The sequence below is a fragment of the Lentzea sp. NEAU-D7 genome (genome assembly GCF_026242055.1).
Lineage (GTDB): Bacteria > Actinomycetota > Actinomycetes > Mycobacteriales > Pseudonocardiaceae > Lentzea.
Window position 1 is genome coordinate 78,725 of the sequence record NZ_JAPJDL010000024.1, and the last position, 22,783, is coordinate 101,507.

The 22,783-nt window shown below is 69.5% G+C and carries 30 protein-coding genes; 8 read left to right on the forward strand and 22 right to left on the reverse strand.

Going from position 1 to position 22,783, the window contains the following annotated elements; all coding sequences use genetic code 11:
* Nucleotides 1-108 precede the first annotated feature (108 nt).
* The gene (locus tag ORI60_RS36205; RefSeq protein WP_266042517.1) at nt 109-1,347 is read right to left on the reverse strand and encodes a deoxyguanosinetriphosphate triphosphohydrolase; all 1,239 of its coding nucleotides are present in this window, start codon (nt 1,345-1,347) and stop codon (nt 109-111) included.
* Nucleotides 1,347-2,021 (reverse strand): YdcF family protein, encoded by a 675-nt coding sequence (locus tag ORI60_RS36210; protein ID WP_416234547.1) that lies wholly within the window; start codon nt 2,019-2,021, stop codon nt 1,347-1,349. Before ORI60_RS36210 ends, ORI60_RS36205 begins: the two co-directional genes overlap by 1 nt.
* Nucleotides 2,022-2,072: 51 nt before the next feature.
* Here ORI60_RS36210 and ORI60_RS36215 point away from each other — a divergent pair, with 51 nt between their 5' ends.
* Together ORI60_RS36215 and ORI60_RS36220 are read left to right on the forward strand one after the other, a co-directional pair.
* A complete protein-coding gene (locus ORI60_RS36215) occupies nt 2,073-2,804 on the forward strand; it encodes a peptidase E (protein ID WP_266042518.1) in 732 nt (243 codons plus the stop codon).
* 16 nt (nt 2,805-2,820) lie between these two features.
* Nucleotides 2,821-3,672 (forward strand): serine hydrolase, encoded by an 852-nt coding sequence (locus ORI60_RS36220; RefSeq protein WP_266042519.1) that lies wholly within the window; start codon nt 2,821-2,823, stop codon nt 3,670-3,672.
* On the opposite strand, the gene ORI60_RS36225 is transcribed toward ORI60_RS36220, so the two are convergent.
* From ORI60_RS36225 to ORI60_RS36245, 5 genes are read right to left on the reverse strand one after another with little or no spacing between them, the layout of a single operon-like run.
* Nucleotides 3,662-4,498, reverse strand: coding sequence for a hypothetical protein (locus ORI60_RS36225; protein ID WP_266042520.1), 837 nt, complete (start codon nt 4,496-4,498; stop codon nt 3,662-3,664). The two genes, ORI60_RS36220 and ORI60_RS36225, sit on opposite strands and share 11 nt — an antisense overlap.
* 54 nt (nt 4,499-4,552) lie before the next feature.
* Nucleotides 4,553-4,993 carry a hypothetical protein gene (locus ORI60_RS36230; protein WP_266042521.1) on the reverse strand — a complete coding sequence of 147 codons (441 nt, stop codon included), beginning with the start codon at nt 4,991-4,993 and terminating at the stop codon, nt 4,553-4,555.
* On the reverse strand, nt 4,990-5,838 hold the full coding sequence (locus ORI60_RS36235; protein WP_266042522.1) for a hypothetical protein: 849 nt from the start codon (nt 5,836-5,838) through the stop codon (nt 4,990-4,992). Before ORI60_RS36235 ends, ORI60_RS36230 begins: the two co-directional genes overlap by 4 nt.
* Nucleotides 5,839-5,890: 52 nt before the next feature.
* The gene (locus ORI60_RS36240) at nt 5,891-7,276 is read right to left on the reverse strand and encodes a glycine--tRNA ligase (protein ID WP_266042585.1); all 1,386 of its coding nucleotides are present in this window, start codon (nt 7,274-7,276) and stop codon (nt 5,891-5,893) included.
* A 40-nt stretch (nt 7,277-7,316) separates the two neighbouring features.
* A complete protein-coding gene (locus ORI60_RS36245) occupies nt 7,317-8,627 on the reverse strand; it encodes an RNA-guided endonuclease InsQ/TnpB family protein (RefSeq protein ID WP_266042523.1) in 1,311 nt (436 codons plus the stop codon).
* Nucleotides 8,628-8,734: 107 nt separating this feature from the next.
* Here ORI60_RS36245 and ORI60_RS36250 point away from each other — a divergent pair, with 107 nt between their 5' ends.
* On the forward strand, nt 8,735-9,412 hold the full coding sequence (locus ORI60_RS36250; protein ID WP_266042524.1) for a tetratricopeptide repeat protein: 678 nt from the start codon (nt 8,735-8,737) through the stop codon (nt 9,410-9,412).
* Here the strand turns inward: ORI60_RS36250 and ORI60_RS36255 are convergent.
* On the reverse strand, nt 9,393-9,770 hold the full coding sequence (locus tag ORI60_RS36255) for an antibiotic biosynthesis monooxygenase (RefSeq protein WP_266042525.1): 378 nt from the start codon (nt 9,768-9,770) through the stop codon (nt 9,393-9,395). The genes ORI60_RS36250 and ORI60_RS36255 overlap by 20 nt on opposite strands.
* Nucleotides 9,771-9,787: 17 nt before the next feature.
* Here ORI60_RS36255 and ORI60_RS36260 point away from each other — a divergent pair, with 17 nt between their 5' ends.
* Genes ORI60_RS36260 through ORI60_RS36270 form a run of 3 tightly spaced genes read left to right on the forward strand, consistent with a single transcriptional unit; the run spans nt 9,788 to nt 10,823 of the window.
* Nucleotides 9,788-10,066: a hypothetical protein gene (locus ORI60_RS36260; RefSeq protein WP_266042526.1), complete on the forward strand. Its 279-nt coding sequence runs from the start codon at nt 9,788-9,790 to the stop codon at nt 10,064-10,066.
* 11 nt (nt 10,067-10,077) lie between these two features.
* Entirely contained in the window at nt 10,078-10,428 is a 351-nt protein-coding gene (locus ORI60_RS36265) for an ArsR/SmtB family transcription factor (RefSeq protein WP_189159914.1), read from the forward strand.
* Entirely contained in the window at nt 10,425-10,823 is a 399-nt protein-coding gene (locus tag ORI60_RS36270) for a Fur family transcriptional regulator (protein WP_090100492.1), read from the forward strand. Before ORI60_RS36265 ends, ORI60_RS36270 begins: the two co-directional genes overlap by 4 nt.
* 200 nt (nt 10,824-11,023) lie before the next feature.
* On the opposite strand, the gene ORI60_RS36275 is transcribed toward ORI60_RS36270, so the two are convergent.
* The 11 genes from ORI60_RS36275 to ORI60_RS36325 are packed head-to-tail and all read right to left on the reverse strand — an operon-like array spanning nt 11,024 to nt 19,385.
* On the reverse strand, nt 11,024-11,728 hold the full coding sequence (locus ORI60_RS36275) for a TIGR03943 family putative permease subunit (protein ID WP_266042527.1): 705 nt from the start codon (nt 11,726-11,728) through the stop codon (nt 11,024-11,026).
* Complete coding sequence (locus ORI60_RS36280; RefSeq protein WP_266042528.1) at nt 11,725-12,735, reverse strand: permease; 1,011 nt, start codon at nt 12,733-12,735, stop codon at nt 11,725-11,727. The genes ORI60_RS36275 and ORI60_RS36280 overlap by 4 nt, the downstream gene beginning before the upstream one ends.
* Nucleotides 12,732-13,169 carry a hypothetical protein gene (locus ORI60_RS36285; RefSeq protein WP_176929614.1) on the reverse strand — a complete coding sequence of 146 codons (438 nt, stop codon included), beginning with the start codon at nt 13,167-13,169 and terminating at the stop codon, nt 12,732-12,734. The genes ORI60_RS36280 and ORI60_RS36285 overlap by 4 nt, the downstream gene beginning before the upstream one ends.
* Nucleotides 13,170-13,192: 23 nt before the next feature.
* The gene (locus ORI60_RS36290; RefSeq protein WP_189159908.1) at nt 13,193-13,591 is read right to left on the reverse strand and encodes a YbjN domain-containing protein; all 399 of its coding nucleotides are present in this window, start codon (nt 13,589-13,591) and stop codon (nt 13,193-13,195) included.
* Nucleotides 13,588-14,412 carry an isoprenyl transferase gene (locus ORI60_RS36295; RefSeq protein ID WP_266042529.1) on the reverse strand — a complete coding sequence of 275 codons (825 nt, stop codon included), beginning with the start codon at nt 14,410-14,412 and terminating at the stop codon, nt 13,588-13,590. Before ORI60_RS36295 ends, ORI60_RS36290 begins: the two co-directional genes overlap by 4 nt.
* A gap of 50 nt (nt 14,413-14,462) precedes the next feature.
* Nucleotides 14,463-15,215, reverse strand: a complete 753-nt coding sequence (gene recO / locus ORI60_RS36300; RefSeq protein ID WP_266042530.1) for a DNA repair protein RecO — start codon at nt 15,213-15,215, stop codon at nt 14,463-14,465.
* Nucleotides 15,215-16,111, reverse strand: coding sequence for a GTPase Era (gene era, locus ORI60_RS36305; protein ID WP_266042531.1), 897 nt, complete (start codon nt 16,109-16,111; stop codon nt 15,215-15,217). Before era ends, recO begins: the two co-directional genes overlap by 1 nt.
* A 54-nt stretch (nt 16,112-16,165) precedes the next feature.
* Complete coding sequence (locus ORI60_RS36310) at nt 16,166-16,498, reverse strand: cytidine deaminase (RefSeq protein ID WP_266042532.1); 333 nt, start codon at nt 16,496-16,498, stop codon at nt 16,166-16,168.
* Nucleotides 16,491-17,780 (reverse strand): hemolysin family protein, encoded by a 1,290-nt coding sequence (locus ORI60_RS36315; protein ID WP_266042533.1) that lies wholly within the window; start codon nt 17,778-17,780, stop codon nt 16,491-16,493. Before ORI60_RS36315 ends, ORI60_RS36310 begins: the two co-directional genes overlap by 8 nt.
* Nucleotides 17,781-17,784: 4 nt before the next feature.
* The gene (gene ybeY / locus ORI60_RS36320) at nt 17,785-18,330 is read right to left on the reverse strand and encodes an rRNA maturation RNase YbeY (RefSeq protein ID WP_266042534.1); all 546 of its coding nucleotides are present in this window, start codon (nt 18,328-18,330) and stop codon (nt 17,785-17,787) included.
* A gap of 5 nt (nt 18,331-18,335) precedes the next feature.
* Nucleotides 18,336-19,385 (reverse strand): PhoH family protein, encoded by a 1,050-nt coding sequence (locus ORI60_RS36325; RefSeq protein WP_266042535.1) that lies wholly within the window; start codon nt 19,383-19,385, stop codon nt 18,336-18,338.
* Between the two features lie 145 nt (nt 19,386-19,530).
* On the opposite strand from ORI60_RS36325, the gene ORI60_RS36330 reads away from it, so the two are divergent.
* Together ORI60_RS36330 and ORI60_RS36335 are read left to right on the forward strand one after the other, a co-directional pair.
* Entirely contained in the window at nt 19,531-20,277 is a 747-nt protein-coding gene (locus tag ORI60_RS36330; RefSeq protein ID WP_266042536.1) for a GNAT family N-acetyltransferase, read from the forward strand.
* An 11-nt stretch (nt 20,278-20,288) separates the two neighbouring features.
* Nucleotides 20,289-21,071 (forward strand): GNAT family N-acetyltransferase, encoded by a 783-nt coding sequence (locus ORI60_RS36335; protein ID WP_266042537.1) that lies wholly within the window; start codon nt 20,289-20,291, stop codon nt 21,069-21,071.
* Here ORI60_RS36335 and ORI60_RS36340 read toward each other — a convergent pair.
* The 3 genes from ORI60_RS36340 to ORI60_RS36350 are packed head-to-tail and all read right to left on the reverse strand — an operon-like array spanning nt 21,068 to nt 22,657.
* A complete protein-coding gene (locus tag ORI60_RS36340; protein WP_266042538.1) occupies nt 21,068-21,391 on the reverse strand; it encodes a histidine triad nucleotide-binding protein in 324 nt (107 codons plus the stop codon). The two genes, ORI60_RS36335 and ORI60_RS36340, sit on opposite strands and share 4 nt — an antisense overlap.
* A 9-nt stretch (nt 21,392-21,400) precedes the next feature.
* On the reverse strand, nt 21,401-21,991 hold the full coding sequence (locus tag ORI60_RS36345) for a TetR/AcrR family transcriptional regulator (protein WP_266042540.1): 591 nt from the start codon (nt 21,989-21,991) through the stop codon (nt 21,401-21,403).
* 9 nt (nt 21,992-22,000) lie between these two features.
* Nucleotides 22,001-22,657 (reverse strand): alpha/beta hydrolase, encoded by a 657-nt coding sequence (locus ORI60_RS36350; RefSeq protein ID WP_323055982.1) that lies wholly within the window; start codon nt 22,655-22,657, stop codon nt 22,001-22,003.
* Between the last annotated feature and the right edge of the window lie 126 nt (nt 22,658-22,783).

Consider the following 22,783-nt stretch of genomic DNA (forward strand, 5'->3'; position numbering starts at 1 on the left):
ACCGGCCCGGAAGGCTTGGGTGCCCTGGTTCGCGCACACCGGCCGAACCGTCGTCATCCCCTGGTCGTCGAAGCCCGCGGTCTCGAGTCGTCCGCCACGCCCTCGAAGCTACGCCGATGCGCGGTGCCAGGCCACGGCCTGCGCGTCGGTGAGCAGCGCGACCTGGTCGACGACGACGCGAAGCCGTGCGGCGTGGGAGGAAGCGGCCGCGAACACCGGCCGGAACGCGGGGTCGAGCAGCGTCGGGCGCTCCATCAGGCGGCCGGCCAGTTCGGTGATCAGGTCGCGCTGCTTCGCCTGCATGGCCAGGCGCGCCGGATCGCTCATCACGTACCGGACGGCCATCGCCTTGAGCAGCGCCACCTCCGCCGCGACCTGCGTCGGGATCTCCAGCGAGGCGTTGTACCTCGTCAGCGCCCCGTCGCCGTGCACGGCGCGGGTCGCGGTGACGGCGGCGGAGGCGAACCGGCCGACCAGCTCGCTGGTGAGGTTCTTCAACGCCACCTGCGCGCCGAGCGAGCCGTCGTACTCGCGGTCGGTCCAGTACGCGATCACCGGCAGCTTCAGCAACTCCTCGGCGGTGGCTTCGAGCGTCGCGACGGACTCGTCGGAGAACGTCTTCGCGGCGAGCGAGGCGATGGCGCCGCGTTCGTCGGGACGGGCCAGCGCGCCGAGGCTGATGCGGTGGGCCAGCACGCCGTCCTCGACGTCGTGCACGGAGTACGCCACGTCGTCGGACCAGTCCATGACCTGCGCCTCGATGCACCGCTCACGGTCCGGTGCACCCGCACGCATCCACTCGAACACTTCGAGGTCGTCGTCGTACACGCCGAACTTGACCGTGCCCGGCGTGCGCGGCCACGGGTACTTCGTCGACGCGTCGAGCACAGCACGCGTGAGGTTCAGGCCGTGCGCGGTCTTCGGTTCGAGGCGCGCGAGGATGCGGAACGTCTGCGCGTTGCCCTCGAAGCCACCGCACGGGCCCGCGAGCTCGTTCAGCGCCCTCTCGCCGTTGTGCCCGAACGGCGGGTGCCCGATGTCGTGCGCGAGGCCGGCCGTGTCGACGATGTCGGGATCGCAGCCCAGTTCCTCACCGATGCCGCGGCCGATCTGCGCGACCTCCAGCGAGTGCGTGAGGCGCGTGCGCGGCACACCGGTGACCTCGGAGCCCTCACCGGGCCCGACGACCTGGGTCTTGCCCGCGAGCCTGCGCAACGCGGCGGAGTGCAGCACACGGGCCCGGTCACGGGAGAACGGCGTGCGCGTGTCGGTGCGGGCACCCGGCAACGCGGCGCTCTTGGGCACTTCGGGGAGCAGGCGCTCCGTGTCGTGGCCGGTGTATCCCATCAGCCGATTTTAGGGAGCTTGAGCTCGTCGAACACGCCGGCGTGCGCCTTCATCAGGCGGTAGTAGAGCAACGCTCCGGTCTCGCGCTTGATGTAGAACCACTGCGTCTGGCGCGTCTGCACGTTCGGACCGCTGCGGGTCGGGGACGTCCACGCCCGCAGACCGGCGTCCTCGGCCATCGTGCGGGCGCGCAGGGAGTGCCAAGGGTCGCTCACGATCACGGCCGTCTTCAGGTCGCGTTCCTTCGCGACCGACGCGACGGCCCGCAGCGACCCGAGCGTGTCCGCGCCCTCGCCGACCTGCAGCACCCTGTCCTCCGGCACACCGCGCTTGACCAGCCACAACTTGCCGACCTGGCCCTCGGTGAAGTTGTCGCCGGGCTGACGGCCGCCGGTCGTGGCGATGTAGCTGACCACGCCCTCCTCGTAGAGGCCGAGCGCGTGCTCCAGGCGTGCCGCGAGCACGTCGGACGGGACGCCGTTGTACTGCGCGGCACCGAGGACGATCGCCATGTCGGCCTTCGTCCAGTCGTCCACGCGCGCGACCTGCCAGACGCGGAACGCCGTGCCGCCGCCCACGAGCATGCCGATGACCAACGCCCCGAAGAAGAGGCGCAACACGATCCGGCGAATCCTGGCGAGTGGTCTCAGTGGCGTGGTCCGCACACCACGCATGCTCCCAGACCGCGCGGGTGCCGCGTTGACGCCCCTGCGAGGATCATCGTCATGCCTGCTGAGCAGCCCACCATCCTCGCGACGTCCGGAGGTCTGCGCGCCGGCAGCCGGACCTTCCTCGAGTTCAACAAGTTGATCCACTTCGCCCTCGACCTGTCGGGCGTCGACGGCCGCACACCGCGCCTGTGCCACGTCGGCACCGCCGGGGGCGACCAGCGGGCCATGAACGCGAACATGACGGAGGCGGGCCGCGTCGCGGGCGTCGACGTGTCGGTGCTGAACCTCTTCACGATGCCGCCGACCGACGACCTCGAGGACTACGTGCTGTCCCACGACGTCATCTGGGTGGGCGGTGGCTCCGTGGCGAACCTGCTCGCGGTGTGGGAGGTGCACGGGCTCGGCGCGGTCTTCCGCACGGCGTGGGAGGCCGGCGTGGTGCTCAGCGGCGTGTCGGCGGGCTCGATCTGCTGGCACGCGGGCGGCGCCACCGACTCGTTCGGCCCGGACCTCCGGATCGTCACGAACGGCCTGGGCTTCCTGCCCTACGGCAACGGCGTGCACTACGACTCCGAGGAGCAGCGCCGCCCGAAGATCCACGCCGCCGTGGCCGCCGGGGTGCTGCCGACGACGTACTGCACCGACGACGGCGTCGGCCTGCTCTACCGCGGCACCGAACTCGTCGAGGCGGTGACGGAACGTCCCGGCTCCGGCGCATACGTGGTGGTCAGGGACGATTCTTCAGCAACCGCACAGGAGGAAGAGCTCGACACCAGAGTCCTGTGAAGCGGACCTTTGAAGTGTGCGCTGGGCCCTGATCCTCTTCTTCGTCGCGGCCGTTTTCGTCGTGCCAGAAGCGTCGCCGTGCCTGGCGCACGGGAAGCCGGCGGCCGATGTCTCGCGCGGCCCCGACGTGCTGGACACCGCCGAGGCCGACACGCCGGACCCCGGCTCGTCCTCGGCGATAGCCGGCATGTCGGCCACCGAACTTTCGGGCATCGCGGCGGCGGGCGGCGCGTCCGACGTCGGCCTCGCGGTGCTGGACCTCCAGACGGACCAGGCGGTCTCGGAGCAGGGCGACAAGCCGTTCTACTCGGCGTCGCTGTCGAAGCTGATCCTCGCCGTGGACGCGCTGCAGCAGCAGCTGTCCGGCGAGGACCAAGACCTGATCCACCGCGCGTTGAGCACGAGCGACGACAACGCGATGGACGTGCTGTGGACGCGGTTCGACGGCATGGACGCCATCGGCCGCGTCGCCGCCGCGGCGGGCCTCACCGGCACGCACGCGCCGGACGACCCCTCGCAGTGGGGAGAGGTCGTCATCACCGCGAACGACATGGTGCGGCTCTACCACTACATCCTCGGCTCGCCGGCGCGCGACGCGGTCGTCGCGGCGCTGTCGTCCGCCCCCGCCACCGCCGCCGACGGCTTCGACCAGGCGTTCGGCCTGCTCGGCGTCACCGGCGTCTACGCCAAGCAGGGCTGGATGTACTACCTGCCGAGCGACGTCTACCTGCACAGCGCGGGCGTGCTCGACGGCCGCTACGCCGTCGCCGTGCTCACCACGAGCCCGACGGGTTCGTGGACGACGGCCAGGCAGTCGATCAACGCCGTCGCGTCGGCGGTCCTCGCGAAGCTGGGCGTCAACGGCTGACCCGCCGACCTCGCCAGGGCCGGTCCCACTCGCCGGTGAACTCGCGCACCACGAGGATCGCGATCACGAGCAGCACGACCGCGCCGAAGACCAGCGCGCCGAACAACGCCCCCGCGACGCCCGCGCCGGAGGAGAACTCGGAGACGGCGAAGCCCGAAGCGGCGAGGACGATGACGTAGTTGCCGACGTTGCGGCGCCGCGCGGAGTGGACGTCCGTCACCCGCGCCAGGCTCATCCCGAGCACGACGGGCGTGAGCGTGACCAGCAGACCCACGACCAGCAGCACCGGCCGGTACAGCGGCGCCACGAGCGCCACCGTCATGGCGGACACCGCCAGCGCGAGCCCGACCGTGACGAGCACGGTCCCGAGGACCCTGATCCGCTGCAGCCGAACCCCTTCGCCGGAATCCGGCACCAGCGGCCCGTAGGCGTTGACGACGAGCTTGTGCACGGCGTAGCTCCGCGACAGGACCAGCACCAGCGCACCGAGCGCCGGCACCGAGAGCACCAGCAGGACCACGACCGCGAACTCCCCCGGCCTCCCCACCGGCTCCACGCTGAACGCGAACCCGTAGAACAGGTAGAAGATCGCCATCGCGGTGCCTTCCAGCACCACGAACACGTGCCGCAGCCGGGCAGCCGCCTCCGCGTCGGTGACCCGCACCGCCACCACGCCGCCCGCCACCGCGCACAGGCACACCAGCCCGCCGCTCACGGCCGTGGCCAGGAGGACCTGGGGGTTCTCCACCTCGGTCAGCGCGGCGAACACCACGATCCAGGCGAGGAGCACCACCCCCGCCGCCGCCTGCCCGCGTGCCCCCGTCATGTCTTCTACACGCGCGAACGTCCGAGGATGTTGCTCGCGGCTCGAAACCCGCGATCACGGGATGAACGTCTCCAAGGCGGGACCACCTCGCTGGTCATGCTTGGCGGTCCGGTCCACCTGCACCCCGACGTACGACAAACCCGCCAGCGACGCGATCACAGCCACCGTGAAGGCGATCGAGCTCGGGCTCGTCAGCAGGCCGTCCACCTCGGGATAGTCCGTGTAGAGGGTCTCCAGCGCGATGAAGCCCGTGACAACCGGGATGAAGAGCGAAAACCGGAAGGCCTTGGCCAGCCGCGTCAGGTCCGGCACCTGGACCACGACCACCCCCACGGCCGCGCAGCCGAGTGTCACGAGGAGACCCCATGCGACGAACCAGGGACGAACGAAGTCGTACAGCGGCAACGTCATCGCCGACACGAACGCCGCGAGCGCCATTCCCGGCGCCGCCGCGACGAGCACGACACCGAGTTGCCTGATCTCCCGCGGGCTCATCGCGCCACCTCCGCGTCCGGCCGGTGACGGGTGTGCGGCAACGCGCCGTACCGACCGAGGAAGCGTACGAGCCGGAAGGCGCACAGGGCGACGACGAACATCGCGGCGATGAGCTGGAGTGCGTGCAGAACCGCCCCGATCAAGGATTCCGCGGACATGCCGTAGACGACCGGCCACGCCATGGCCACGACGAACATCGCGACCACGAGCAGCACGGTCACCAGCGCGCGACTCCGGAAGGCCCCGCGCAGATCGTGGACCCTCGTCAGCACCACACCGGAGACGACCGCGCAGCCGGCCGTCATCACCCCGAACAGTGCGGCGTCCGGTGCTGAGGCGGTCAACGAGGTCGCCACGAGCCCCGCGGCGAACAGGGCGCCGAGCACGGCTGTGCGCTTGCCCCACGTGTGCAGGTCGCGGACGTCCACCGGACGGCTGTCCAGCTCGTCCGGTGTGAGCGGCGGCTCGATCATCGTGGCTGCCAGCACCGTCAGCAGCACCGACACCAGGGCGATCACGCCGTAGGCCACAGCGGCGGCGGTGACCGGTGCGGCCGGGTGTTCCACGTGGTGATCTCGCACGGCGAGTCCCGCGGTGGCGGTCAGCACCATCGAGGCGCCCACCGGAAGGCCGAGGCGCTGGGGCGCCTGGTGCCGCGACGACCGCAGGAGGACCAGGCCCGCCCAGCACGGCCCGAGCGCCACCGCCGCCACGCCCACCCAGACCTGCACGGTGGCGTAACCGGTCACCGGGATGGTCAGCGCCACCACGACCATCCCGGCCAGCAGGACGAGCCCCGCTCCGAGGAGCGGGACGCCTGTCCGCGTCAATCGCTGTGCGTGCATGCACTAAGCACGCACGCACACGCCGATCTGTTGCCTCGCGGCCGGATGTTTCCTAGCAGCCGACGAGGCGTGCCGCGAGGTACGACTCCAGCTGGTCCATCGCCACGCGCTCCTGCGACATCGTGTCGCGCTCCCGCACCGTCACGGCGAGGTCGGTGAGCGTGTCGAAGTCGACCGTCACGCAGAACGGCGTGCCGATCTCGTCCTGGCGGCGGTAGCGGCGGCCGATGGCGCCGGCGTCGTCGAAGTCGACGTTCCAGTTGCGGCGCAGGGCCGTCGCGAGGTCGCGGGCCTTGGGCGACAGGTCGGCGTTGCGCGACAGCGGCAGCACCGCGACCTTGACCGGCGCGAGGCGGCGGTCGAGCTTCAGCACGACGCGCTTGTCCACGCCGCCCTTGGCGTTCGGGGCCTCGTCCTCGGTGTAGGCCTCCAGCAGGAACGCCATCATCGGGCGGCCGACACCGGCCGCCGGTTCGATGACGAACGGCCGGAAGCGCGAGTTCGTGGCCTGGTCGAAGTACGACAGGTCGACACCCGAGTGGTTCGAGTGCGTCGTGAGGTCGAAGTCGGTGCGGTTCGCGATGCCCTCGAGCTCACCCCACTCCTGGCCGCCGAACTGGAAGCGGTACTCGACGTCGACCGTCCGCTTCGAGTAGTGCGACAGCTTCTCCTTCGGGTGCTCGTAGTGGCGCAGGTTCTCCTTGGAGATGCCCAGGTCCGTGTACCAGCGGGTGCGCTCGTCGATCCAGTACTGGTGCCATTCCTCGTCCGTGCCCGGCTCGACGAAGAACTCCATCTCCATCTGCTCGAACTCGCGGGTGCGGAAGATGAAGTTGCCCGGCGTGATCTCGTTGCGGAACGACTTGCCGATCTGGCCGATGCCGAACGGCGGCTTCTTGCGCGACGTCGTCTGCACGTTCAGGAAGTTCGTGAAGATGCCCTGCGCGGTCTCGGGGCGCAGGTAGTGCAGGCCCTCCTCGGTCTCGATCGGACCGAGGTGCGTCTTGAGCAGGCCGTTGAACATCTTCGGCTCGGTGTAGGAGCCGCGCACGCCGCAGTTGGGGCACGGCACGTCGGAGACGTCGCCCTCGGCGACCTCCTTGCCGGTGCGCTCCGCGTACTCCTCGGACAGCGTGTCCGCGCGGAACCGCTTGTGGCACGACTCGCACTCGACGAGCGGGTCGACGAACGCCTCGACGTGACCGGAGGCGACCCACACGTCACGCGGCAGGATCACCGACGAGTCGAGGCCCACCACGTCCTCGCGGCCGCGGACCATGAAGTTCCACCACTGCCGCTTGATGTTGTCCTTGAGCTCGACGCCGAGAGGCCCGTAGTCCCATGCCGAGCGGGTACCGCCGTAGATCTCCCCGCACGGGTAGACGAACCCCCTGCGCTTGCAGAGGCTGACAACGGTCTCGATGCGATCGGCGGGCAAGGGGAACTCCATCGGGGGAATGAGAATCGGGGGCTCAAGCCTAGCCCGTCACGTCGTGCCCCGAACGAGCGACCGGTAGCGCCTTACCCTGCACGAGTGACTCCTCCCGCGGTGAGACCACGGGTTCTCCCGGCGGGCGCTGAGCCACGACGGGAAGGGCCAGCCCGGCCCTGACTGCGACGTTCAGTGCGCCAACGTGGTCGGCGTTGGCCGAGTAGCCGCAACTGACACACCTGAACGTGTCCTGGGTGATGCGGTTCTCCTTCGCGAGGTGCCCGCATTGAGGGCAGACGCGGGAGGTGTTGCGGGCGTCCACAGCGATCACGACGCGACCGGCGCTTTCAGCCTTGTTCGCGAGGATGCTCAGGAAACACCCCCAACTCGCATCGAGAATGCTTTTGTTGAGCCCGGACTTCGCGGCGGCACCATTCGGCAGGAAGCCTCCGTGCCCGGCTGGGTCCGCCCGAGGCGCAGGTGCGCGAACCATGCCCGTGACGTTCAGTTTTTCGTGAGCTATCTGATCATAGGAGCGAACGAGGGTGAGGGCGGTCTTGTGCGCGTGGTCAATTCGCTGGCGATGTACGGTGCGATGCAGCGCGGCGACCTTGGCCACAGCTCGGCGATGGCGCACGCTTCTCTGGCCGTCGCGGACCTTTGGGAACGCTTTGAGAGCACGCTGTGCATCTACAAGAGAACTGGCGTTGCGCCTGCCGTGCCGTGGATTGGCGATGTGACCGCCGCATGAGGTGGTCAGGAAGTGCACGACGCCCAAGTCGATGCCAACGTGTCGCCCGGTCGGGGGTAGCGGCTGTGCCGGTACGTCGTCACAGGACACCACTACGTACCAGCGTGTTCCTTCGCGCTTAACGCTGACGGTCTTGACTCTGCCCTTCAGCGCGCGGTGCTGATGCACTCGCACGTGCCCGATTCCCTGGAACCGGACACGGGTCGCTGGTTGCCCTGAGACGGAATCCCACCGGCAGCCGTCACCATCCTTGGGGAACTCAACGGTGTCGAACCGACCAACGCCCCTGAATCGCGGATAGCCGGGCTTCCCGCCGTTGCTCACTCGGCGGAAGAATGCGGCGAACGCCTTGTCGAGACGCCGCAACGTCGCTTGCTGGCTGGAGAACGACCAGCGGCCCTGCCGTCCGGGATCGGCCGCGCGGATTTCCTTGAGCTGGGCAGACTGGTCTGGGTAGCGAATCGTCGTCTTCGACGGATGCCGCCAAGCATCGCGGCGTTCCTGCAACGCCGCGTTGTAGAGCGAGCAGTGATCGCGCAACATCTCGTCCAGCGCCTTCGACTGCTTGGAAGTCGGGCGCAGCAGGAACTTGAACGACCTGCGCACCCCTGCCTCCACACGATCACATCGTCGGGCGGACCTCACCGTGCGATCCTGCTACGCGATTCTCTCACCAGCTGAAACCAGTGGCCCCTTCGCGGTACGTTGCGCAGATGGAAGACCGGCTGCGAGAGCTGTGGGACTTCGCCGACCTGGACGGCACCGAGGCGAGGTTCCGCGCGTTCCTGGGCAACGTGGAGACCGACGACGAGCGGGCGGAGGTGCTGACCCAGCTCGCCCGCGTCGAGGGCCTGAGGGAGAACTTCGCCCCAGGTCATGCCCTGGTCGACGAGGCGGAGGTGCTGGTCGCCCCCGACTCGACGGGCCGGGTGCGCGCGCTGCTCGAACGCGGCAGGCTGCACCGCTCCGCCGGCGACCCCGAGGCGGCGCAACCGCTGTTCGTGGCGGCGTTCATCCTGGCGAAGACGCGCGGTGACCTGTCGCTCGCGGTCGACGCCGCGCACATGGCGTCGCTGGTCGACGACCCGGAGAAGTGGACCAAGCAGGGCCTCGAGATCGTCGTGGCGAACCCGGAGCTGGTGCGCTGGCTCGGACCGCTGCACAACAACCTCGGCTGGTTCTACTTCGAGAACGGCCGCTACGACGAGGCGCTCGACGCGTTCGAGAAGACCCCGGAGGCCTACGCCGAGAGCGGCAAGGCCAAGACGCTGCATGCGCTGGGCCGGTCGGAGGAGGCTGCCGAGGCCGCGCGCAGGGCGTTGGAACTGCTCCCCCACGACTCGCAGGAGGAATGGGTCAAGGAGATGGAAGCTATCGCCGCGGGGTCGTAGGACCCGCCGCCTCGCCGAGCCGCACCGTGAACGCGTCCTCGGCGAGCACGCTCGTGTGCGTCTCGACCTCGCCGCCGGTGCTGGTCAGCGTCGGCTCGTACATGGCGGGCTCGTCGGTCAACGCCTCGGAGAGCAGCGGGATGACGTGTTCGCGCACGGGGAACGGCGACATCGCGCGCCGGTACGCCACCACGGACTCGAACTCGACGGTCAGCACCCAGCGGTCGTCCTCGTCGGTCGACCGCGCGAGCGTGCCCTTGTGGCACCCCGGCTGAGCCGTCAGCAGCTTCAACGCCTCTTCGACGCGGGCGGTGAACGTCTCGGGGTCGGACACGCGGAATCGGCACACCAGCAGCACGGTGCAAGGATGGCACGGTGACCTCCAAGCGCCCTCTCCTGCCCGGCGACGGCCCACTCGCGCGTGTGCGCCCCGTCGTGGCGTTCGTGCTCGTGCTCGGTCTGTTCATCACCGGCGTTCTGGTGGGCGGCACCCTCGGCGCGGTGCTGCTCGGTGTGCTGTTCGTGGGTGCCGCGGCGCTCCTGGCGGCCACCTGGAAGGTTCTTTCCCCAGGTCATCGCACATTGCGCGTGGTGGTCCTGCTGGTACTGCTCATCATCACCGTAGAATTGGTTGTGAAAATCCCTACCAGGTGAGGTGCGCCGCCATGACCGTTCAACTGCACGGCGAGCACTCCCCCGAACGCGAGGCCCCGGCGCCCGCGGCACCTCGCTCCGCGCACACCCTCGCCGAGGCCGGCGACCTGCTGCGCGCACTGGCTGCCCCGGTCCGCATCGCCATCGTTCTGCAGCTGCGGGAACACGACCGCTGCGTGCACGAACTGGTCGAGGCGCTGGGAGTCGCGCAGCCGCTGATCAGCCAGCACCTGCGCGTGCTCAAGTCGGCGGGCGTGGTGCACGGCGAGAGACACGGCCGTGAGGTCGTGTACCGATTGGTGGACGAACATCTGGCGCACATCGTGGTGGACGCTGTGACGCACGTCGAGGAGAAGTTGTGACCGGACTGAGGTCCACCAAGCAGCGCACCGCGGTGTCGAACCTGCTCGACCAGCTCGACGACTTCCGCAGCGCCCAGGAACTGCACGAGGAACTGCGCCGCCGCGGCGAGGGCATCGGCCTGACCACGGTCTACCGCACCCTGCAGTCCCTCGCCGACGCGGGCCAGGTCGACGTCCTGCGCACCGACTCGGGCGAGGCGATCTACCGCCGTTGCTCGGCGCACCACCACCATCACCTCGTGTGCCGCCACTGCGGCCGCACGGTCGAGGTGGAGGGTCCCGCCGTCGAGAAGTGGGCGGACCGGGTGGCGGCCGAGAACGGGTTCTCCGAGGTCAGCCACACCGTCGAGATCTTCGGGACGTGCGCGGAGTGCACGGCCAAGGGCCTCAAGTAGGGCGAGGACGGGGCACCCGGTCCGGGGCGCCCCGGACCTAGTGGTGTGGCTCGGAAGGTTGCCGGGGGAATTCGCGGTCAGACGGGTGCATCGTGGTGCCGCCCCCACGTCCTCATACTGGACGTATGGGGGCGTGGGGGCGGTGCCGCGAGGCGCCCTGCTGAGCGTGGATCACCTCGCCAACGTTCCGAGTCGCGCCACTAGCTCTCGTAGGGCTCGACCGGCTCGGCCACGGGCGTGAACGACTCCACGGTGAAGCTCGGCACCCAGGAGTTCTTCTCGTTCGCCGACTTCGGCACGACCTGACCGGTCACTTCGACCCACTGCTCGTCGGGCAGCGAGGGCACGTCCCCGGTCACCCGCACCTTCAGCGGCCGGGCGTCGGCGGCACAGCACGAGATCGCGAGCCGTGCGACGAAGGTGTCGCCCTCCGCGCGAAGCAGGAACCCGGTCAGCTTCACCCGGCGCCCGTCCAGCGTCCCGGACTCGTCCCACGCCGTGCGCGTGACGAACTCCGTCATGGACAACGGGATCACGTCCCCGGACGGCAGCTCGCCCAGCAGGTTGCGGGAGCGCTGCGTCTGGTTCGTGTCCGCGGCCGAGTTCACGACGTCGCCGCCGAGGGCCGGGGGCGAGATCAGGAACACCGCCAGCACCGGCAGCAGCATCAGCCACGTCGAGCGCGACGAGTGCGAGTGCTCGTGGTCGTCCTCGGAGGCGGCCTTGCCGCGGCGGATGTCCTGGACGATGGCGAACAGCGCCAGGCCGATCATGATCACGCCGGCCGCGATCAGCAGGGGCAGCAGGCTCTTCTGCACGTACCTGAGGTACAGGCCCGAGAAGCTGATCTTCAGCAGCGCGCCGCCGAGCAGGACCAGCAGGATGTTCTGGGTTTCCCGTCTCACAGCAGCACCACTCCACTCACGACGGCGCACAGGATCGCCACCACGAAGGTGGCCGGGGCGAAGCGGAAGGCGAAGGACTTGCCGAACGCACCGGCCTGCAGCGCGATCAGCTTCACGTCGACGGCCGGGCCGACGACGAGGAACACCAGGCGCGGCAGCAGGGGCAGCGCGGAGAACGCCACCGCCACGAAGGCGTCGGCCTCCGAGCACAGCGCCAGGATGACGGCGAGCAGGGCCATCACGATCACGCCCAGCACGATCTGACCGCCCAGCGTCTGCATCCACGCGGTGGGCACGAACGTCTTGAACGCCGCCGCGAACAGCCCGCCCAGCACCAGGAACCCGCCGGCGTCCACGAGGTCGTGCCGCGCGCTCTCGGCGAACACGGCCCACTTGGACCTGCCGGAGTGGTCAGCGAGCTTGGCCAGCGCGCGTTCGGCGATCCACTCCATCTTGCCGAAGCGCACCCACAGCCAGCCCATGACCATCGCGGTCAGCAGGGAGCCCACGAACCGCGCGGCGACCATCATCGGGGTGTCGTTGAACGCCACGGCGGTCGACACCAGCACGATCGGGTTCACCGCGGGTGCGGCCAGCAGGAACGTCAGCGCCACGGCGGGTGCGACGCCCTGCTGCATCAACCGCTTCGCCACGGGCACGGAGGCGCACTCGCAGCCCGGCAGTGCGATGCCCGCGACACCGGCCACGGGCACGGCCAGCGCGGTCTTCGAGGGCAGCAGCCGGCGCAGCGCCGAGGCGGGCACGAACGCCGCGATGGCGCCCGAGATCAGCACGCCCAGCACCAGGAACGGCATCGCCTGCACGCAGATCGCCACGAACACCGTCGAGGCCGTGCGCAGCTTCGGCACGTCGAGCAGGTCCACGAGCCTGGACTGGAAGAGCAGTGCGAGAACGAGGATCCCGCACAGCACCTCCAACGACGTGATCTTCAGCCGAGGCGGGCCCGAGCGCCGCTTCGACGAGCGGATCTCGCCGGTGATCGTCATTCCGCGTCCGCGTCCGCGTCCAGGTCCAGCAGGCGGCGGTACTGGCGCGCCATGCCCTCGCGGATCTCCTCGGGCGAGGGCGGCTCGTCGAACTCCGCCTCCTCCTCTTCGAGGTCGTCGTCGTCGAAGTCGACCGGGGTGCCGTTGACGGTCTCCTCGTCGTCGGCCTCCTCCTCGAGGGCGGCCTCGCGGAGCTCCTCGATGGTGGCGGAGACGTCCTCGGCCGACAGCGCGGGCAGCATCGGCTTCACGATGGCCAGCACGCCGCCCTCGGCGTCGTCCAGCGCCACGGCCTCGGCCAGCGCGACGGCGTGGTCACGCTCGTACGGGCCGCAGATGAACGAGTCCCAGTCGTCGCCGCCCGAAGGCTCGAACGTGACGGTCCACGGGAACTCGTTGACGTCCGAGTCCTCTTCCGGCTCGTAAATGATCACGCCACCCATGGAAGGGTCCTTTCTCAAGAAAACCGGGAGAGGAGCTCGCCGCGCACCTGCGACGCGGTCGACACGACGAGCATGAGCAGCGTGCTCAGCGGCTCGGGCTTGAGGCCGTCCGCCGGGAAGGCGTAGCGCAGCATCACATCGGTGCCACGTTCGGAATGGATCACGCCGAGCGTGCCGAACAGACCCTGACCAGCGCGTTCAGCGACCCACCCGGCCGCCTCGGCCGGCAGGTCCCACGCGACGACGACCGTCAGCGAGAGAACCGTCAGCCCTTCGGCCAGCTCCATGCCCTGCACCGCGCACGGCACGTCGCCGTGACGGAAGCTCAACGCGCCGTCGTCGTCCACGGAGACGTCGTGGAACAGCTCCAACGCCTTGCGCGCGGCCTCCAGGGCCTCACCACTCGCGTTCACGACGACACCACCTCCTCGCCCGGCTTGTCGACGGCACCGCCGAAGCGGCGGTCGCGCCCGGCGAACTTCTCGCAGGCCCGCCACAGGTCGCGGCGGTCGAAATCGGGCCAGAGGATGTCCTGGTAGACCATCTCGGCGTACGCGGACTGCCACAGCAGGAAGTTCGAGATGCGCTGCTCACCGGACGGCCTGATGAACAGGTCGACGTCGGGCATCTCCGGCTTGTACAGGTACTTCGCGAGCGTGCGCTCGTCGACCTTGTCCGGGTTGATCTTCCCGGCGGCGACCAGCCGCGCGACCTCGCGGGCGGCGTCACCGATCTCCGCGCGGCCGCCGTAGTTCACGCACATCACGAGGTTCAGCACGTCGTTCTCGGCCGTGCGGACCTCGGCCTCCTGCAGTTGCTTGATGACGCTGCCCCACAGCTTCGGCGAGCGGCCGGCCCAGTGGATGCGGACACCCATCTCGTCCAGCTCGTCGGTGCGGCGCGCGATCACGTCGCGGTTGAAGTTCATCAGGAAGCGGACCTCTTCGGGGCTGCGCTTCCAGTTCTCCGTGGAGAAGGCGTAGAGCGAGAGCCACTTCACGCCCAGCTCGATGGAGCCCTTCGCGACGTCGAGCACGACCTGCTCACCGCGCTTGTGCCCCTCCACCCGCGACAGCCCGCGCTGGTTCGCCCAACGGCCGTTGCCGTCCATCACGATCGCGATGTGCTTGGGCACCAGGTCGGCGGGGATGTCCGGGGGCGTCGCACCGGACTCGTGCGGCTCCGGCGGGCGCGGTACGCGCTTCTCACGCTCGGAGCGGCGGCGACGCAACATAAGAGCTCGGCATCCTCTCGGGCGAAAACCGTTGTCGGGTAGCCGCCACATTAGCCGTCGGCCGGCTGCGCCTTGCGCTCGACCAAAGGCAACGACCTGAGCTGCCGTTCGAGGTGCCACTGCAGATGCGCCGCGACCAGCCCACTCGCGTCACGACGGGCGATGTGCGGGATCTCGTCGACCACGGTCCACTGGCCGTGCAGCAGTGCGGAGAGCAACGTCAGCGTGTCGCTGGACGGCGACGACGAGCCCGCGGGACGGCAGTTCGGGCAGCACGAGCCACCCGCCTGGATGCTGAACGCCCGGTGCGGACCGGGATCGCCGCACTTCGCGCACTCGTTCACCGCGGGCGCCCAACCCGCGAACGCCATCGCGCGCATGAGGAACGCGTCCAGCAGCAGCGACGGGTCGCGCTCACCGTTCGACAAAGCCCTCAACGCCCCGGCCACGAGCATGTAGAGCCGCAGGACAGGTTCGCCCTCTTCGGCCGTGAGCCGTTCGGCGGTCTCCAGGATGGCGCACGCGGCCGTGTAGCGCTGGTAGTCGGTGACGATGCCGACGCCGAACGCGTCCAGCGTCTGCACCTGGGTGATGATGTCGAGCGACCGGCCGGGGTGGAACTGCACGTCGACGTGGCAGAACGGCTCCAGCCGCGCCCCGAACTTCGACGACGTGCGGCGCACGCCCTTGGCCACGGCGCGGAGCTTGCCGTGCTTCTGGGTCAGGAAGGTGATGATCCGGTCCGCTTCACCGAGCTTCTGCACGCGAAGCACGATGCCGGTGTCGCGGTACAGGTTGGCCATCAGAATCCCAGGCGGCGCAGCTGCTTCGGGTCGCGCTGCCAGTCCTTGGCGATCTTGATGTGCAGGTCCAGGTACACCCGGCTGCCCAGCAGCGCCTCGATCTGCTTGCGGGCGGCCATGCCGACCTGCTTGAGCCGCTCGCCCCGGTGGCCCAGGATGATCGCCTTCTGCGACGGCCGCTCCACGAACACGAACGCGTGGATGTCGATCAGGTCGTTGCGGCCCTCGCGCGCCTGCATCTCCTCGACCACCACGGCGATGGAGTGCGGCAGCTCGTCGCGCACGCCCTCCAGCGCGGCCTCGCGGATGAGCTCGGCGACCAGCGTCTGCTCCGGCTCGTCGGTCAGGTCGCCGTCCGGGAACAGCTGCGGGCCCTCGGGCAGCTTCTTCAGCAGCAGGTCGCTCAGCTTGTCGACCTGGAAGCCGTCGACGGCGGACACCGGGATGATCTCGGCGAACTCCATGACCTTCTGCAACGCGAGCAGCTGCTCCATCACCTGCTGCTGCGACACGAGGTCGGTCTTGGTGACGATGCCGACCACGGGCGTGCGCTTGGCGACCTTCTCCAGCTCGGCGGCGATGAACTTGTCACCGGGGCCGACCTTCTGGTCCGCGGGCACGCAGAAGCCGACGACGTCGACCTCCGACCACGTCTCGCGCACCAGGTCGTTGAGGCGCTGGCCGAGCAGCGTGCGCGGCCGGTGCAGACCGGGCGTGTCGACCAGCACGAGCTGGCCGTCCTCGCGGTGCACGATGCCGCGGATCGTGTGCCGCGTCGTCTGCGGCTTGCTGGACGTGATGGCGACCTTCGTGCCCACCAGCGCGTTCGTCAGCGTCGACTTCCCTGCGTTCGGGCGGCCGACGAAGCACGCGAACCCGGAGCGGTAACCATCCATCCGTCCATTGTCCCTCTTGCTGGTTATGGCCGTTCGCGGGGCCTTCCGGGGCGTCTAGAACTGCTCGCGCAGCTCGCCCGAGAGGTTCGCGAGGAGCACCGGGCCCGACGGCGTGAGGTCGCGCACGGCTGCCAGCGACTCCCCGTCCACCCGGTTCGACTCGGTGACGACCGCCGCCGCCTCCAGTCCCTCGGCCCCGCTCGACACGGCGGCCGCGACGGCCGCCTGCAGCGCGGTGAGCTTCAGCGACGGCAACGAGACAGTGGAGGCGTTGTAGGTGCGGCCGTCGAGATCACGCACCGCCGCGCCCTCCTCGGCGCCGTTGCGCGCACGGACGGACCGCGCCAGCGTGATGAGCTTCGCGTTCTCCGGGTCGACGTCAGTCATCTTCTTCTGTCTCCTTCTGCACTGGACGCACGAGCACAGTGGTCACCCGGATGCGGCCGCGTTCGTCCTTGCCGCCCTCGGCCCGCATGCGCAGGCCGGCGATCTCCGCCTCGGTGCCGGGCAGCGGCACGCGCCCGAGGCGTTGCGCGAGCAGGCCGCCGACGGTCTCGACCTCGTGGTCGTCGAGCTCGGTGCCGAACAACGCGTCGAGGTCGTCCACCGGCAGGCGCGCGCTGACCCGCACCGCGCCGTCCTCCAGGTGCTCGACCGGCGGGCGGTCGTCGGTGTCGGACTCGTCGGTGATCTCACCGACGATCTCCTCGAGGATGTCCTCGATGGTCAGCAGGCCCGCGGTGCCGCCGTACTCGTCCACGACGATCGCCATGTGCCGGCGCGACACCTGCATCTCGCGCAGCAGGTCCGCGATGGGCTTCGAGTCCGGGATGAAGCTCATCGGGCGCATCAGCTCGGCGACGTTCTTCGGGTCCTCGTCCTCGGCGAGCGTGGCCCGCATCAGGTCCTTGAGGTTCACCACGCCGAGCACGTCGTCGACGCTCTCCCCGATCACCGGGACGCGGGTGTAGCCCGTGCGCAACGACAGCGCGAGCGCCTGCCGCACCGACTTCGACTGCTCGATCCACACGATCTCGGTGCGCGGCACCATGATCTCGCGCGTGATGGTGTCGCCCAGCTCGAACACCGAGTGGATCATCTCGCGCTCGCCCTCGTCCACGACGCCGCGTTCCTGCGCCATGTCGACGAGCTCTCGCAGCTCGACCTCGGAGCTGAACGGCCCCTCGCGGAAGCCCTTGCCGGGCGTGATGGCGTTACCGATGAGGATCAGCAGCTTGGACAGCGGACCGAGCACGCGCCCGAGCTGCCGGACGGTGCCCGCGGCGAGCAGGCTCACGCCGTACGGGTGCTGACGGCCCAGGGTGCGCGGTCCGACGCCGACCAGCACGTACGACACGATGAGCATGCTCAGGCAGGCGTACAGGACAGCGAGCCCGTCGTGCTCCACGAAGTCGAGGAACACCGTCGTGGCCAGCACGGCGGCCGACATCTCGCAGGCCAGCCGCAGCAGCAACAGCAGGTTGACGTGCCGCGGCCGGTCGTTGAGGACGTGCAGCAACTGCCCGGTGCCCCAGCGGCCCTGCCGTTGCAGGGCCTCCACCCGTGCGCGTGACACGGTGCCGAGAGCGGCATCCACGCACGCGAACAGGCCTGCGGCGAGCACGAGCAGAACGGCCAGCACGATCACACTGGCAGGGTTCGCGCTCATCGCGTCAGGCTTCTTCGTTCTTCTCGTCCAGGCCGACCGCGCCGAGCACCTTGTCGTCGGCGCTGCGCTGGTGCGCGGCCCGTTCGGCCTCGTCACGGGCGGTGCGGAAGTCGCCGAGGATGCGGTTCTGCAACGTGAACATCTCACGTTCCTCAGCGGGCTCGGCGTGGTCGTAGCCCAGCAGGTGCAGCACGCCGTGCACGGTCAGCAGGTGCAGCTCGTCCAGCAGGCCGTGGCCCGCCTTCTTGGCCTGGTCCTTGGCGAACGCGGGGCACAGCACGATGTCCCCGAGCAGCGCGGGCCCGAGGCCCGCGGCGTCGGGGCGGCGCGCGGAGTCCAGCTCGTCCATGGGGAAGGCCATGACGTCCGTCGGACCCGGCAGGTCCATCCAGCGCTCGTGCAGGTCGGCCATCACGTCCAGCTCCACGAGCAGGACGGACAGCTCGGCCAGCGGGCTCACGCCCATGCGGTCCAGCGCGAAGCGGGCGGCGGAGACGATGGAACCCTCGTCGACTCCGACACCCGACTCGTTGGCGATCTCGATGCTCACGGCGCCTATCGTCCCCGCCGCTGGTTCCCCCGGCGTGCACCGGGTCCGTGGTGTTGCCCGTTCTGGTCGACGAGGTCCTGCTGGACCTGCCACTTGTCGTACGCGTCGACGATGTCGCCGACCAGGCGGTGGCGCACCACGTCCTGGCTGGTCAGCACCGAGAAGTGCACGTCGTCGACGCCTTCGAGGATGTCCCTCACGACCCGCAGGCCGCTGCGCTGGCCGCCGGGGAGGTCGACCTGGGTGATGTCACCCGTGACGACCACCTTGGAGCCGAAGCCGAGGCGGGTGAGGAACATCTTCATCTGCTCGGGCGTCGTGTTCTGCGCCTCGTCGAGGATGATGAACGCGTCATTGAGGGTCCGACCACGCATGTAAGCCAGTGGTGCGACCTCGATCGTGCCCGCCTGCGTCAGGCGCGGGATCGACTCCGGGTCGACCATGTCGTGCAGCGCGTCGTAGAGCGGGCGCAGGTACGGGTCGATCTTCTCGTAGAGCGTGCCGGGCAGGTAGCCCAGGCGCTCGCCCGCCTCGACGGCCGGGCGGGTGAGGATGATGCGGTTGACCTGCTTGGCCTGCAGCGCCTGCACGGCCTTGGCCATGGCGAGGTACGTCTTGCCGGTGCCGGCGGGACCGATGCCGAACACGATCGTGTTCTTGTCGATCGCGTCGACGTAGTGCTTCTGGTTCAGCGTCTTCGGCCTGATCGTGCGGCCTCGGCGGCTGACGATGTCGAGGCTCAGGACCTCGGCGGGCGACTCGACGTCGTTCGCGCTGAGCATCGCGACGATGCGGCGGACGGCGTTCTGGTCGATGGCCTGACCGCGGCCCGCGAGGGTGATCAGTTCGGAGAAGACGCGTTCGGCGAAGGCCACGTCGGCGGGGTCGCCGGACAAGGTGATCTCGTTCCCGCGCACGTGCACGTCGGCGTCGAGCAGTTCCTCCGCGAGCCGGAGGTTCTCGTCGCGCGACCCGAGCAGCGTGAGCACCGCACCTTCCGGCACGGCGAACCGGGACTGACCTTCCTTGTTGCTCTGCTGGTTTTCTTCGGCCACGTGGCCCCGGCCTGCTTCCTGTCGCTCGGATCTGGTGCCGTCGATGCTAGTCCGGCCGAAAATGGGTGGCTACCGCTTTGCTCACGGTGTGTGCTCGGCAGCTGTGGAGATCCGCAGGCTTGGCGTTGAAGACGTACCCGAGTGCATGAAGCTCGTGACGGACCGGGGTTGGAGCTGGACGCCCGCGCAGTGGGAGATGCTGCTGGTCCTCGGTCCGGGCTTCGGCGCCTTCGACGAGACCGGGTTGCTCGGCACGACCCTGGTCACGCCGTATCCCGAGATGCAGGCGATCAGCGGCGTGCTGGTCGGTTCGTGGGCCGAACGCAGGGGCATCGCCGGTGCTCTCGTGTCCAATGTTCTGGATGCGGGTCCTTCGGTGCTGTACGCCACCGCGATGGGCCAGCCGCTGTACGAGCGGCTCGGCTTTCACCCGGTCGGGCGGGCGTCGGAGTACCACGGCGAGATCACCGGCGCGGCCGCCGGCGTGACGCGTCCGGCGACGCCTGACGACCTGGCCTCGGTGGTGGCGCTGGACCGGGCGGCGAGCGGGTTCACGCGCGAGGCGTTCTGGGCGCACGTGTTCGGTTCGTCGTCGGTGTACACGCCCCACGTCGCGGAGGACGGTTTCGTCTGCACGCGGCGCATGGGTGAGACGTTGGTCATCGGTCCGCTGGTAGCGCCGGACGCGGCCGCCGCGTGCGAGATCATTGCTGATGTGGCCGCCGGCGCCGGACCGTCCCGCGTCGACGTGAGCGACCCGGACGTGGTGGCGTTCCTGTCGGGCGAGGGGTACGAGGTGCGCGGGTGCTGCGCGCTGATGGTGCACGGCGTCGACGACGTCGGCGGCGACCGCGGGCGGTACTTCGCGCCCGCGTCGCTCGCGCTGGGATGACAGGGGGAACCGTGGAACTGCGACGACTGACGCTGGACGACATTCCCGCGTGCGCTGACCTGGCGGAAAGCCGGTCGTGGCCGCGCGAGGAGAGCAAGTGGGAGTTCCTGCTCGCGTACGGCGAGGGCTGGGGGCTGTTCGACGAGCGGGGCCTCGTCGGCACGACGATCGTGACGCGCTATCCGGAGCTGGCGTCGGTCAGCATGGTGCTGGTCGCAGAACGCGCCGCGCGCCAGGGTCACGCCCACCGGCTGGTGTCACACGTCCTCGACACGGACGTGTCGACGTTGTTCGCGACGCCGATGGGCAGGCCGCTGTACGAGCGGATGGGTTTCCACGCCGTCGGGTTCACCGACATGCACGTCGGGGCCTTCACCGGACCGGCCTCCGGCGTGTCGCGCGCCGCGACCGCCGCCGATCTCGACGACCTCGTCGCGCTCGACACCAAGGTCACCGGCCTCACGCGGCCGTACCTGTGGGAGTCGCTGCTCAGGATGGGCACGGTCCTGATCTCCGAGCACGGCGCCGCGGGCACGTGGCAGGTGCGCGAGGCCCGGAAGCTGATCGGCCCGGTCATCGCGGACTCCGCCGCCGACGCGTGCGCGCTCATCGCGGACTGCGCCGCCGGTGATCCCAGCGTGCGCGTCGACGTGCACGACCCCGAGGTCGTCGCGTTCGTGCGTGAGAACGGACTGGAGTCGTGCGGTGAGGCCACCTGGATGGTCCGCGGTGCCGAGCACCTGCCGGGTGACCGCACCCGCTACCACGCTCCGCTGTTGCAGGCCCTGGGCTAGGCCGTGAGGCGCCGCCCGCCCAGCAGGTGCAGGTGGGCGTGGAAGACCTCCTGCCCGCTGTCCGGCCCGGTGTTGAAGAGCAGCCGGTAGCCCGACTCGGCCACGCCCTCGGCGTCGGCGACCTCCTTCGCGGCGGCGAAGAGGTCGCCGAGCTGGTCGCCGTCCAGGTCGACGGCGTTCGGCACGTGCTCGCGCGGGATGAGCAGCACGTGCACGGGCGCCTTGGGCTGGATGTCGCGGAACGCGAGCGTCGTCTTGGTCTCGTGCACGACCGTCGCGGGAACCTCACCGTCGACGATCCGGCAGAACAAACAGGACATGGCCCCAAGCTAAGCGAACAGCCGGTCGAGCTGCTCGTCGACGGCCTCGACCATGTCGGCGACCGTGAGCTCGTCGGGGCCGAGCCCGTGGTGGATGTTGAGCCCGTCGATCAGCACGATCAACCGCCGCGCGGCCTTCATGGGCACGACGCCGTCCCGCAGCTCACCGGCTTCCTGCGCAGCGACGAGAACGCGTGCGACCTCGCCGTACAGCTCGCGGGTGCCGAGGCGTTCCAGCTCGTGCAACGACGGCTCGACCATCGCCCGCGGCAGGAACGACAGCAGCACCGCGGCCTCGACCCGGCGGTCGTCGTCCATCGCCAGCATCTCGTGGGCGAAGGACCGCAGCACCTCCCGGTTGGCGGCGGTGGTGTCGATCTTCTCCAGCCGCGCGATGAACCGCCGGTACGCGAGCTCCATCGCGAACCCCAGCAAGGCGTCCTGCGTCGGGAAGTAGTGGCGCAGGGACCCGCTCGACCAGCCGGACTCCGCTGCTACGGCGCGCACGGACGCGTGGTCGATGCCGTCCCGCCGCACGATGCGCCACACTGCCTCAGCGAGTTCGCGGCGGCGTTCCTCGTGGTCGACAACCTTCGGCACCGGCCCTTTCTAGCAGTCGCGCGCGAGCCGGACGACAGCCGCGCGGCACCTCTCCCACGCCTCGGTACCCGGCGTGATCATGTCCATGTGGCCGGCCCCTTCGACCACGACGAGCTCCGCCTGCGGCTCGGCGGCGCAGAACCCGATCGACTGCTCGACCGGGACGTCCTCGTCCTGGTCGCCGTGCACGCACACCACGGGCTTGCCGATGGGGATCAGCGCGGCCGGCGAGGCCTGCGCGAACTGCTCCTCGGTGCACAGCTCCAGCGCCCGCGGTGTGATGTGTCTGGTGAAGTCGAGCACCGCCGCCTGGGCGACCGCTCCGGCCACTCGCGCGCTGTGCTTGGCCGCCCAGACGGCGAGGTGGCCTCCCGCGCTGTGCCCGAGCGTCACGACGGGCCCGATGTCGACGGCGTCGATGGCGGCGAGCACGTCCTCACCGGTCTGCGGCCACCCTCCTCCGCCGCTCACGCGCCGGTATTCGATGTTCCAGACAACAAATCCTTCCGCGACGAGCACGTCCGCGAGAGGACGGCCTAGTTCGAGGCCGTAGCGCTGGTGCCAAAAACCACCGTGAATGACGACAACGGCACCCTGAGTCGCGGTCTCGGGAACGTAAAGCTCGCCGAACTGACTGGGGTGGTCACCGTAAGCAATTCGCTGCACACGCAGAACTTACGTGAACGGCAAGAATTCGCCGGGAAGCACGCCGGTTCGATAGGAGGTGACGAACCCGCAGGCCAGGGGGCCGCACAAACAGGCCTGGAAACCAAAAGGGGCGCCTCGCGGTCC

Excerpts from the sequence above, each read along its gene's own strand:
- ORI60_RS36205 (WP_266042517.1), bottom strand. The coding sequence starts at position 1,347 with ATGGGATACACCGGCCACGACACGGAGCGCCTGCTCCCCGAAGTGCCC.
- ORI60_RS36210 (WP_416234547.1), bottom strand. The coding sequence starts at position 2,021 with ATGCGTGGTGTGCGGACCACGCCACTGAGACCACTCGCCAGGATTCGC.
- ORI60_RS36215 (WP_266042518.1), top strand. The coding sequence starts at position 2,073 with ATGCCTGCTGAGCAGCCCACCATCCTCGCGACGTCCGGAGGTCTGCGC.
- ORI60_RS36225 (WP_266042520.1), bottom strand. The coding sequence starts at position 4,498 with ATGACGGGGGCACGCGGGCAGGCGGCGGCGGGGGTGGTGCTCCTCGCC.
- ORI60_RS36230 (WP_266042521.1), bottom strand. The coding sequence starts at position 4,993 with ATGAGCCCGCGGGAGATCAGGCAACTCGGTGTCGTGCTCGTCGCGGCG.
- ORI60_RS36235 (WP_266042522.1), bottom strand. The coding sequence starts at position 5,838 with ATGCACGCACAGCGATTGACGCGGACAGGCGTCCCGCTCCTCGGAGCG.
- ORI60_RS36250 (WP_266042524.1), top strand. The coding sequence starts at position 8,735 with ATGGAAGACCGGCTGCGAGAGCTGTGGGACTTCGCCGACCTGGACGGC.
- ORI60_RS36265 (WP_189159914.1), top strand. The coding sequence starts at position 10,078 with ATGACCGTTCAACTGCACGGCGAGCACTCCCCCGAACGCGAGGCCCCG.
- ORI60_RS36280 (WP_266042528.1), bottom strand. The coding sequence starts at position 12,735 with ATGACGATCACCGGCGAGATCCGCTCGTCGAAGCGGCGCTCGGGCCCG.
- ORI60_RS36295 (WP_266042529.1), bottom strand. The coding sequence starts at position 14,412 with ATGTTGCGTCGCCGCCGCTCCGAGCGTGAGAAGCGCGTACCGCGCCCG.
- recO (WP_266042530.1), bottom strand. The coding sequence starts at position 15,215 with ATGGCCAACCTGTACCGCGACACCGGCATCGTGCTTCGCGTGCAGAAG.
- era (WP_266042531.1), bottom strand. The coding sequence starts at position 16,111 with ATGGATGGTTACCGCTCCGGGTTCGCGTGCTTCGTCGGCCGCCCGAAC.
- ORI60_RS36310 (WP_266042532.1), bottom strand. The coding sequence starts at position 16,498 with ATGACTGACGTCGACCCGGAGAACGCGAAGCTCATCACGCTGGCGCGG.
- ORI60_RS36315 (WP_266042533.1), bottom strand. The coding sequence starts at position 17,780 with ATGAGCGCGAACCCTGCCAGTGTGATCGTGCTGGCCGTTCTGCTCGTG.
- ORI60_RS36330 (WP_266042536.1), top strand. The coding sequence starts at position 19,531 with ATGAAGCTCGTGACGGACCGGGGTTGGAGCTGGACGCCCGCGCAGTGG.
- ORI60_RS36340 (WP_266042538.1), bottom strand. The coding sequence starts at position 21,391 with ATGTCCTGTTTGTTCTGCCGGATCGTCGACGGTGAGGTTCCCGCGACG.